The sequence below is a fragment of the Devosia insulae DS-56 genome (assembly GCF_000970465.2).
Classification (GTDB): Bacteria; Pseudomonadota; Alphaproteobacteria; order Rhizobiales; family Devosiaceae; genus Devosia_A; species Devosia_A insulae.
The window spans coordinates 1-9739 of record NZ_LAJE02000085.1; the positions used below are offsets into that span (position 1 = coordinate 1).

General features: G+C 65.4%; 10 protein-coding genes. 8 read left to right on the forward strand and 2 right to left on the reverse strand.

Translation table 11 applies throughout. The features are described 5' to 3' along the window. Positions 1–12: 12 nt before the first annotated feature. The 5 genes from VW23_RS05805 to VW23_RS05825 all read left to right on the forward strand — a co-directional run bounded on the left by VW23_RS05805 (position 13) and on the right by VW23_RS05825 (position 6563). Positions 13–498 (forward strand): flagellar basal body-associated FliL family protein, encoded by a 486-nt coding sequence (locus VW23_RS05805; protein ID WP_069908646.1) that lies wholly within the window; start codon positions 13–15, stop codon positions 496–498. After that, the gene (gene fliM, locus VW23_RS05810; protein WP_069908647.1) at positions 498–1661 is read left to right on the forward strand and encodes a flagellar motor switch protein FliM; all 1164 of its coding nucleotides are present in this window, start codon (positions 498–500) and stop codon (positions 1659–1661) included. Before VW23_RS05805 ends, fliM begins: the two co-directional genes overlap by 1 nt. Continuing rightward, entirely contained in the window at positions 1661–2092 is a 432-nt protein-coding gene (locus VW23_RS05815; RefSeq protein ID WP_069908648.1) for a DUF6468 domain-containing protein, read from the forward strand. Before fliM ends, VW23_RS05815 begins: the two co-directional genes overlap by 1 nt. After that, positions 2092–3084: a MotE family protein gene (locus VW23_RS05820; protein ID WP_069908649.1), complete on the forward strand. Its 993-nt coding sequence runs from the start codon at positions 2092–2094 to the stop codon at positions 3082–3084. The genes VW23_RS05815 and VW23_RS05820 overlap by 1 nt, the downstream gene beginning before the upstream one ends. A 173-nt stretch (positions 3085–3257) precedes the next feature. Continuing rightward, on the forward strand, positions 3258–6563 hold the full coding sequence (locus VW23_RS05825; RefSeq protein WP_069908650.1) for a tetratricopeptide repeat protein: 3306 nt from the start codon (positions 3258–3260) through the stop codon (positions 6561–6563). Between the two features lie 258 nt (positions 6564–6821). Here the strand turns inward: VW23_RS05825 and fliP are convergent, their stop codons facing one another. Both fliP and VW23_RS05835 read right to left on the reverse strand, forming a co-directional pair. Then, a complete protein-coding gene (fliP, locus tag VW23_RS05830; RefSeq protein ID WP_425285196.1) occupies positions 6822–7616 on the reverse strand; it encodes a flagellar type III secretion system pore protein FliP in 795 nt (264 codons plus the stop codon). Beyond that, positions 7567–8181, reverse strand: coding sequence for a flagellar biosynthetic protein FliO (locus VW23_RS05835; protein WP_069908651.1), 615 nt, complete (start codon positions 8179–8181; stop codon positions 7567–7569). The genes fliP and VW23_RS05835 overlap by 50 nt, the downstream gene beginning before the upstream one ends. A 190-nt stretch (positions 8182–8371) precedes the next feature. On the opposite strand from VW23_RS05835, the gene flgB reads away from it, so the two are divergent. Genes flgB through fliE form a run of 3 tightly spaced genes read left to right on the forward strand, consistent with a single transcriptional unit; the run spans position 8372 to position 9533 of the window. Beyond that, on the forward strand, positions 8372–8770 hold the full coding sequence (flgB, locus tag VW23_RS05840) for a flagellar basal body rod protein FlgB (protein ID WP_069908652.1): 399 nt from the start codon (positions 8372–8374) through the stop codon (positions 8768–8770). Between the two features lie 2 nt (positions 8771–8772). After that, a complete protein-coding gene (gene flgC, locus VW23_RS05845; RefSeq protein WP_055882301.1) occupies positions 8773–9186 on the forward strand; it encodes a flagellar basal body rod protein FlgC in 414 nt (137 codons plus the stop codon). 23 nt (positions 9187–9209) lie between these two features. Next, positions 9210–9533, forward strand: coding sequence for a flagellar hook-basal body complex protein FliE (fliE, locus tag VW23_RS05850; protein ID WP_069908653.1), 324 nt, complete (start codon positions 9210–9212; stop codon positions 9531–9533). Positions 9534–9739: the final 206 nt, after the last annotated feature.

The following is a 9739-nucleotide window of genomic DNA, read 5'->3' on the forward strand; positions in this document are numbered from 1 at the left end:
GGGGTTTGGGGTATGGCGGCTGAAGCCGATATCGAGGGTGGCGAAGGCGCCGCACCCGGCAAGAAGAAGCTGCCCATCATGCTGATCGCCATGGTCGTGGCGGCCGTGGTGCTGCTCGGCGGGGGCGCCGCGGCCTACTTCCTGTTGTTTTCGGGCCCCAAGCCGGACGAGACGCATCTGGCGGCGGTGCCCGAGACCTTCATCTTCAACCTGCCGACCATGACGGTGAACCTGCGCGGTGATGGCGAGCGCGAGCAGTTCATGAAGCTCACGGTGGCGCTGGAAGTCGCCAATGAAGAGGTGATGACCGAGATCCAGCCGCGCATGGCCAAGGTCGTCGATGCCTTCCAGGTCTACCTGCGCGAGCTGCGCAAGACCGACCTCGAGGGCTCGGCCGGTATCTACCGGCTCAAGGAAGAGCTGCGCCGCCGCGTCAACATCGCGATCTTCCCGGCGCAGGTGGATTCGATCCTGTTCAAGGAAATCCTGGTGCAGTGATGGCGGGGCCCGGCGAACAGGACAAACTCAGCGACGAATGGGGGCTGGATCCGGCCAGCGGTGGCGCGTCGGCGCCGGCCAAGGCGGCCGAGGACGACATGGGGGCCGAATGGGCCGCCATGCTCGAGGCCGACAGCGTTGAAGCCGGCGCCGCCGACCGGGTGCTGAACCAGGACGAGATCGACAGCCTGCTCGGCTTTGATCCCAATGCCGGCGGCGGCGCAGAACTCACCGGCGTGCAGGCGCTGATCAACTCGGCGCTGGTCTCCTACGAGCGCCTGCCGATGCTCGAAATCGTCTTCGACCGGCTGGTCCGGCTGGCGACGACCTCACTGCGCAATTTCACCTCCGACAACGTCGAAGTGGCGCTCGACTCGATCTCCTCGGTGCGCTTCGGCGACTATCTCAATTCCATTCCGCTGCCGGCCATCCTGTCGGTGATCAAGGCGGAGGAATGGGAGAATTACGGACTGCTGACCGTCGACTCCTCGCTGATCTACTCGATGATCGACGTGCTGCTGGGCGGCCGCCGCGTCGGCGGGCAGATCCGGGTCGAGGGTCGGCCCTACACCACCATCGAGATGGCGCTGGCGCGCCGGATGATCGAGGTTATCCTCGAGGACACGCATCGCGCCTTCGAGCCGGTGACCGAGGTGAACTTCCGGGTCGAGCGGCTCGAAACCAACCCGCGCTTCGCCGCCATCTCGCGCCCGGCCAATGCGGCGATCCTGATCGAACTCCGGATCGAGATGGATGATCGCGGCGGCAAGATCGAAATCCTCTTGCCCTACGCGACGATCGAGCCAATCCGCGAGCAGCTGCTGCAGATGTATATGGGCGAGAAGTTCGGCCGCGACCCGATCTGGGAAGGCCATCTCGCTACCGAAATCTTCGCCGCGGACGTCGAGGTCGACGCGATCCTGCATGAGATGGATCTGCCGCTCAGCCGGGTGCTGTCGATGCAGCCGGGCGACACGGTGATGTTCGACCGCACGCCGAGCGATCCGATCGGACTCAGGTGCGGCAATATCGATCTCACCGAAGCGATCATGGGGCATATCGGCAACCACGTGTCGGTGCGCGTCTCGCGCCCGCTGAACGCGCCGAAGGTAACGATGGCGGCCTTCGAAGCCATCGATGAAAACAAGCAGGAGGGCCGCTGATGTTCGGTTTGCCGTTGGGAATCGTGATTGAAACGCTGGTCACGATTTTGCTCGCCACGACAATCGGCTATTGCGTGATCCTCAACCAGCGCCTGAAGCGGCTGCACGCCGATCGCGGTGAGCTGAAGCAGATGGTGGCCGACCTGGTACAGGCCACCGGGCTCGCCAATACGGCGATCCAGGAGCTCAAGCACACGGCGCAGGAAGCTGAGACGGTGCTCGAGACGCGGCTGGGGGAAGCGGAGCGTTTCGGCGTCGAGCTCGCCAACCATGTCAATGCCGGCCAGCAGATCATGGACCGGCTGGCGCGCATCACCAGCGCGGCGCGCGGCACGCAGCCGTTCGACGATCGGCTGGATGAGCCCAACAAGGTGCAGTCGGCGCTGCAGCAACTCTCCATGCGCCCGCGCATCCGAGGTAACGCCGCCTGATGAAAACGCCGCGCCTGCTCCCGGTCGTCATAGCTGCCGCCACCGCGCTCCTGCTCTTCAAGGGCATCGGGCTGGTGACGACCGGCGGCTATGTGCTGACCGGCACGGGCAGCGCGGTGGCCGCCGGCGGTGGCGGTGGCGAGCACGCGGCGCCAGCCGCGACTGGTGGGGCCGGGGCCGATCCGACCATGGCGCTGCCGCCCGACACGACGATGGCCGATACCAGCCCGACGCTGAGCGATGGCGCTCCAGTGTTGCCGCTCGAACCCGAGGGGGCGGCGGAAGCCGGTGGGCATGGCGCCGAGCCGGCGACGGAAGCGCCAGCCGAAACGGCGCCGGCGGAAGGGCCTGCGCCCGCGCCGATCGAGATGGCGTGCGCCCCCGAGGCGGCGACAGAACCCGCGGCCGGACATGGCGAGGCCCCGGCCGATGCGGCCGCGCCGCTGGCCGATTGCCCGCCCTCGGTCAACGAGCATGGCGACGCCCTGCCGATGGAGCTGAACAGCGCCGGCGTACTGGCGCCGATGGAGAGTGAAGGCGGCAGCGAGAGCGAGCTGCTCGGTCGGCTGGGCGAGCGCCGCGACTCGCTCGATGCGCGCGAGAAGGAACTCGAGATGCGCATGGCGCTGGTCGAGGCGGCGGAGAAACGGCTCGACGAGCGGACCGCGACGCTGAAGGCCATCGAAGCCAAGATCAACGCGTTGGTCGACGAGAAGAAGGCGGCCGAGAACGAGCAGTTCGCTTCGATCGTCGCCATGTACGAGACGATGAAGCCCAAGGAAGCGGCGACCATCTTCAACCAGCTCGATATGGGCGTGCTGATGCGGGTGGCGAAGGCGATGAACCCGCGCAAGATGGCGCCGGTGCTGGCCCGGATGGACCCGATGAAGGCCAAATCGCTGACCGCGGGGCTGGCCACCGAGCAGCCCGAACCGTCCCTCGATACGCCGGTCGAGGATCTCGCCAGCCTGCCGCAGATCGTCGGCCAGTAGCCTCTCGAAACTCGCATTTCCGCGGCGTTTGTCACGGTGCCGGTTAGGCCCGCGTTAAGCCCGTCTGCCTATGCTCGCCACACCAGAAGAGTGTAGGGCGGGCAGAAGCCGGCATGACATCGCGGGTCGCATATCGGCGAGGGACGTTCGCGTTCCCGTGGCGCTTGGTTGCTTTGGCGTTGCTCTTCGCCTGCAGCCTCTTGCCCAGCCTCGCTTCGGCACAGGAAAAAGCGCAGATCTTCGCCACGCCCGAGAACGGGTTTGGTCGGCTGATCATCGCCTTCCCCGAGCGGATGGACCTGCCCAAATACAAGGTGAAGTACGAAAACGGCGTGCTCGCCATCGAGTTCGAGCAGCCGATCTCGATCCTCTTGCCCGATATTTCCCTCGCCATGCCGGACTACGCCACCATCGCGCGCGTCGATCCGGACCAGCGCGGTATCCGTATCGGGCTCCGCACCACCTTCAACATCAACCGCATGGATGCGGGCGAAAAACTCTATATCGATCTGCTGCCGACCAGTTGGGTCGGCCTGCCGCCGGCCCTTCCGGCCGAGGTGGTGAAGGCGCTGGCCGACCGCTCCGAGAAGCTGGCTAAGATCGCCGAGCAGAAGCGCAAGGAAGAAGAAGCCAAGCTCCTGCAGCCGGTGGCCACGGTGCGGGTCGGCCGCAACCCGACATTCCTCCGCATCCAGTTCGATTGGAATGTCGACGCCAAGGCCAAGTTCGCGCTGAAGGGGACCAAGGGAACGCTGGCCTTCGACTGGCCGGTGCCGATCGATCTCTATGCACTGAAGGCGGACATGCCGCCAGAGTTCACGGGCGCCAGCAACGCCGTCAGTCCGGCCGGCTCAGCGGTCGATTTATCCGTCGCCGAAGGCGTGGTGCCGCGCTTTTACGAGCTGTCGCCGCGGCAATTCGTGGTCGATGTCGATATCGCGCCCGAAGAGGGTCTGAAGGCGGCGCTGGCGGCCGAGGAGAAGGCCAAGCAGGCCAGGCTTGACCTCGAGGTCGCGGCGGCCGAGCAGGAGCAGCGCCGCGCCGCCCGGCTCGGGCTCGAGACCGGGCACGACAACACGTCCGAGTTGTACCCGACATCGCGTGGCGTGGTGACGCCGACAGTGACCACGGTTGGCAAGACCGTGCGCATCGCTTTCCCGTTCGATGCCGATACGCCGGCGGCAGTGTTCCGGCGCGGCGATACCGTGTGGATGGTGTTCGACACGCCGCAATCGGTAGTAGCGCCGCCGCCGTCCGATGCGCTCTCCAGCATTGCCAGCAATTTCGAGATGGTGGCCGCCGGCGAAACCAAGGTCGCGCGCATGGACCTGTCATCCGACCGGCTGGCGACGCTGGGATCAGAGGGCAGGGCCTGGGTGCTGTCGCTCGGCGATGCGCTGCTCAGCGCCACCGAGCCGATGACGCTCGACCGCGAGCGCGACGAGGACGGCCGGTTCGAGATGACCGCCGATATCGAGCGGCCGGGCAAGGTGCACGTGCTGCGCGACCCGGTGGTCGGCGACAGCCTCAGGGTGGTGACGGTGATGCCGCCGGCGCGCGGCCTGACCCGCAACCTGCAGTTCGTCGATTTCGACGCGCTGCGCTCGGCGCATGGCCTCGTGATCAAGCCGCGCAATGACAGCCTCGACGTCGAGGTAGAGGATAAGGTTGCAGTCATTTCGGCTGCGAACGGCCTGACGCTGTCGACGCTGGAAACCTCGCGCAAACTCGATGCCGGCAACTCGCCGGAGTTCCGCCAGAGTTACCTCGATCTTGGGGTGTGGCGCGAGGACAACCCCGAGGCCTTTACGACGCGCAAGGAAGAGACGATGGCGCGGGCGGCGTCAGCGGAAGGGCAGTTGCGCGACGTGGCGCGGCTCGACCTGGCGCAGCTCTATGTGGCGAACGAGCTCTCCTACGAGGCGATCGGCGTGCTCGGCATCCTCGATGAAGAACTGAAGAGCGAGGACCTGCGCAAGAAGACCCGGCTGGTCCGCGCCATCGCCGATACGCTGGCCGGGCGCTGGCGCGATGCGCTGATGACGCTCAACGGCGGCACCTTCCCCGAAGAGAGTGACGCGCTGATGTGGCGGACCATGGCGCGCACCGATAGCGGCGATTTTCGCGGTGCGCGGCTCGATGCGCTCGCCGCCGAGGGGATCGTCGAGACTTATCCGATCTGGATCCAGACCAAGTTCCTGTTCGCGGCCCTGCGTGCGGCGGTCGAGACCAACGATGCGCAGATGGCGCTGCGGCTGCTCGGCGAGGTGGATTTCCCCAAGCTCGATCCGGAACAGACCAGCTTCTTCCAGCTGATGCAGGGGCGGGTCGCCGAGCTCGAAGGGCACGACCAGGACGCGGTCGATACCTATGGGCAGGTGATCGCCTATGACTTCCGCCCGACCCGGGCCGAGGCGGTTTACCGCACGCTGGTCCTGCTGCGCAAAGCGGGCAAGGTCGATCTCGCCAAGGCCACCGAAACGCTGTCGGCCGAGTCGCTGATGTGGCGCGGCACCGCGCTCGAGGCCGATATGCAGAAGCTGTTGGCGGAGCTCTATTTCGCCAATCACGACTATCGCGATGGGTTCGATGCGGTGAAGCAGGCGGCCGCCAGCTTCCCCGAAAGCGAATCGACCGACACGCTGCTGGGCGAGGCGCAGCAGACATTTGAGGATCTCTACCTCAACGGCGCGGCCGACAACCTCAGCGACCTCGACGCGCTGGCGCTGTACTATGATTTCCGCCAGCTCACCCCACCGGGAACGCGCGGCGACGAGATGATCCGCAACCTGGCGCGCCGGCTGGTCAAGGTCGACCTCTTGACCCAGGCGGCGGACCTGCTCGAATACCAGATCGACAGCCGGCTCACCGGCGTGGCGCAGTCGCAGGTGGCGGCCGACCTGGCGCTGATCCGCATTGCCGACCGCAACCCCGAAGGCGCGCTGCGGGTGCTCAACCGCACCCGGCTCGCCGACCTGCCGCCGCAGCTGGAGCGGCAGCGACGCATCCTCGAATCGCGGGCGCTGATCGATGCCGGCCGGCAGGAGCTGGCGCTCGATTTGATCTCCAAGCTCACCGGCAAGGACGCCGATATCCTCAGGGTCGACGGCTACTGGAAGTCGAAGAACTACGCCATGGCGTCGGAGCTGCTCGAAATCCTCAACGCGCCGATCGACGGCAAGCTGTCGCAGCCGGCCCGGATGAGCGTGGTCAAAGCTGCGGTCGGGTTCGTCCTGGCGGGGGATGAGCTCGGGCTGTCGCGCATCCGCTCGAAATTCTCCGAGCAGATGGCGAACTCGGCCGAATGGCCGCTGTTCGAATACGTGACCCGCGACATCGCCCCGCAATCGGTGGAGTTCCGCAAGGTGGCGCGCGAAGTCGCCAGCGCCGACTCGCTCGATGCGTTCCTCGCGTCGTACCGAGAGCTCTATGGCAGCGCCGAGATGGTGCCGGACAAGTCGGTGCCGGGAGCGGCTTAGGCTGCGGACCTGCGGGTGTCGCAGGTTAGTTTAGGCGCTAACGTCTCCTCGCCCACGGTGTCACCCCGGCGCAGGCCGGGGCCCATCCCGAGGGCTTTCGGTAGATCAGTGCGCGGGCCGTCACCCCAAGCACACCCCTGGTTGCCGGTCCGGCAGGCTGCCTATCCATCTCAGTCCACCACAGCATCTCAGGATGGCCCCCGGCCTTCGCCGGGGTGACACCGTGGGTGTGGGGAGGTCGGTGGCCCAAGCGCCGGTCTACGTACTCACAAAACTGCGGATCAGCGAGCCGGCGACCAGGTGCCAGCCGTCGACCAAGACGAAGAAGATCAGCTTGAACGGCAGCGAGATCACCACCGGCGGCAGCATCATCATGCCCATCGACATCAGCACCGACGCCACCACCATGTCGATGATGACGAAGGGCAGGAACAACAGGAAGCCGATCTCGAAGGCGCGCCTAAGTTCCGAGATCATGAAGGCCGGGATCAGGATCTGCAGCGGGATCGCCGTGCGATCGGCGGGGGCCGGGGTCGACGACATGTCGAAGAACAGCTGCAGGTCGGCGGGCCGGACGTTCGCCGCCATGAAGTCATGCACCGGCGCCGAGGCCCGGGTGAAGGCCTCCTCGACCTGGATCTGACCGGCAACCAGCGGCGCAATGCCGTTGTCATAGCTCTGCTGCAGCGTCGGGCCCATCACGAAGATGGTGAGGAACAGCGCGAGGCTGACCATCACCGAGTTGGGCGGCGCGGTCTGGAGCCCGATCGCGGTGCGCAGCAGCGACAGCACCACGACGATGCGGGTGAAGCTCGTCACCATGACGAGGATTGACGGCGCCAGCGAGAGCAGGGTGATCAGCCCGACGAGCTGGACCGCCCGTTCGGTGATGGTCGCGTCGTTGCCGAAATCGATCGAGATGTCCTGGCCGAAGGCGAGGCCCGGCAGGATCAGCGCACAAAGAAAGGCAAGTAGCGTAAGGACCCGGCGAAGTGCGGGGCGACTAGCGGCTATCCGCCTTGGGTTCGTCCCCGAGATTGCGTTGAGCGCCAAGCGCAGTCCGCCCGTTGTCCTTGCCTGCGGGCGTTGTAGCTGAGTCGGCTTTGCCGCGGCCGGAGTTATCCCCAGCCATCGCCGGCATCGGGATAATGGCGGGCTCCATGGTGCTGACAGGGCGCAACAGGCCGGTATGGCGGAGCGAGGTGGATTTGCGCGCGCCCGGCCGGACGAACTCACGCAGCCGGTCGATCTCGGATGTGCTGAGCGTCGGGGTGGCGGGAGGCGGCACCTCCTGTTCGACGCTGCGGCGGGTCGGCATGGGCGGACGTTCGACCGGAATACCGGTTTCGACGATCACGTCCTGCGGGCCGCCGGTAAGGATCAGGTGCTCGACATTGTCGCGCCGGATGATCAGCAGCTGACGCTTGGCGTCGACCTGCATGTGATCGATGACGCTGAGCCGGCGGTTGCGGCCGCGGCCGACGACGGTGGTGCTGCGGGTGAGCAGTTTCAACGCCCAGAGGCCGAGGACAATCAGCACCAGAACGATGCCCAATGCGAGCACCGAGGTGACGATAGTTCCGGCCGACTCGCCCAGCAAACTCGTCATGAACTGCATCGCCGCGCACTCCCTGTCGCTCGGGGTGGCCATCCGAACGCAAATCAATGGAACTTATTGCCGAGTAATGCGCCCAGATTATGCAAAATGCGAGACAACTCGGCGTGCGGAGCCGCGTGGTTAATGTCTCGTTAACGCTTGCTAGGCAGGATTTGCCCAGTTCCTCAGGGGATTCTGGACCCGCTTCACCATGAAATTAGGACTGCTCGACGCCATTGGCGAGAAGATGCGCTGGCACCAGACGCGCCAGACCTTGCTCGCCGAAAATGTCGCCAATGCCGATACGCCCGGCTACCGCGGTCGCGACCTCAAGGCCTATGGCTTCGAGGAGCACATGAAGAGCCTGTCGACGGCAAAGATCGCGACGGTGACGACGCAGCCGGGGCATATCGCGATTTCCGGCACCGATGCCGACGGGTTCGGCCCCCGCACCATGAACAGCTTTGAGATCACCCCCGAGGGCAACGGCGTGACGCTCGAAGACGAGATGATGAAGGTTGCCGGCAACCAGATGGACTACCAGGCGATCACGACGCTCTACACGCGTTCCGTGAAACTGATCAAAACCGCCCTCGGCAAGCAGGCATAGCGATGAACGACTTTCTTTCGTCTCTGAAGATCGCGGCGACGGGCCTCCATGCCCAGTCGGCCCGCATGCGGGTGATCGCCGAAAATCTCGCCAACGCAGATTCTGCCGGCAAGACGCCGGGAGAGGATCCGTATCGGCGCAAGATCCCGACCTTCAAGGCGGTGATGGACAACGAGCTGGGTGCCACCAAGGTGGAGATCGGACGCATTGCCTACGACCAGTCCGACTTCACCTCGCGCTTCGAGCCCGGTCATCCCGCCGCCGATGCCACCGGCTATGTCCGCTACCCCAACGTCAACTCGCTGATCGAGACGATGGATATGCGCGAGGCGCAGCGCAGCTACGAGGCCAACCTCAACGTCGTCACCGTCACCCGGCAGATGCTGGGTTCCACCCTCGATATCCTGCGCGGCTGACGCGTTTTTTCCAGGAACTGATCATGGCCCTTCCAATCAACGCCGCCACTGCGGCCTATTCGAATGCCGCCAAGCTCCTGGGGCAGGGGCAGAAGCCGCAGCTCAACCAGGTCGCCGATCTCGGCGGCGGCGGCGATTTTGCCAAGATGCTCGGCCAGGCCGTGCAAGGCGTGGTCGACAGCGGCAAGGTCGCCGACACCAAGGCGATGGAGATGGTCAGCGGGCGCGGCGACATGGTCGACGTCGTGACCGCCATCAGCCAGACCGAGCTCGCCATGGACACCATGGTGACGGTCCGCGACCGGGTGATCTCGGCCTATGAGGAAATCATGCGGATGCCGATCTGACGGTTCGCGACTCGCGATATCGTGGGGTTACGAGGACTCTGCTTCATGTTCCATGCCTGCCCAAGCACCGCCGTCATCCCCGCGAAAGCGGGGATCTCCGTTTGCGATGGTGAGGGGGGCGTCAAAACAGAGGTTCCCGCTTTCGCGGGAATGACCCCTGTCTCTTATCAACATCTGACTCTGCCGACCAGCGCGCTAGTGTATGT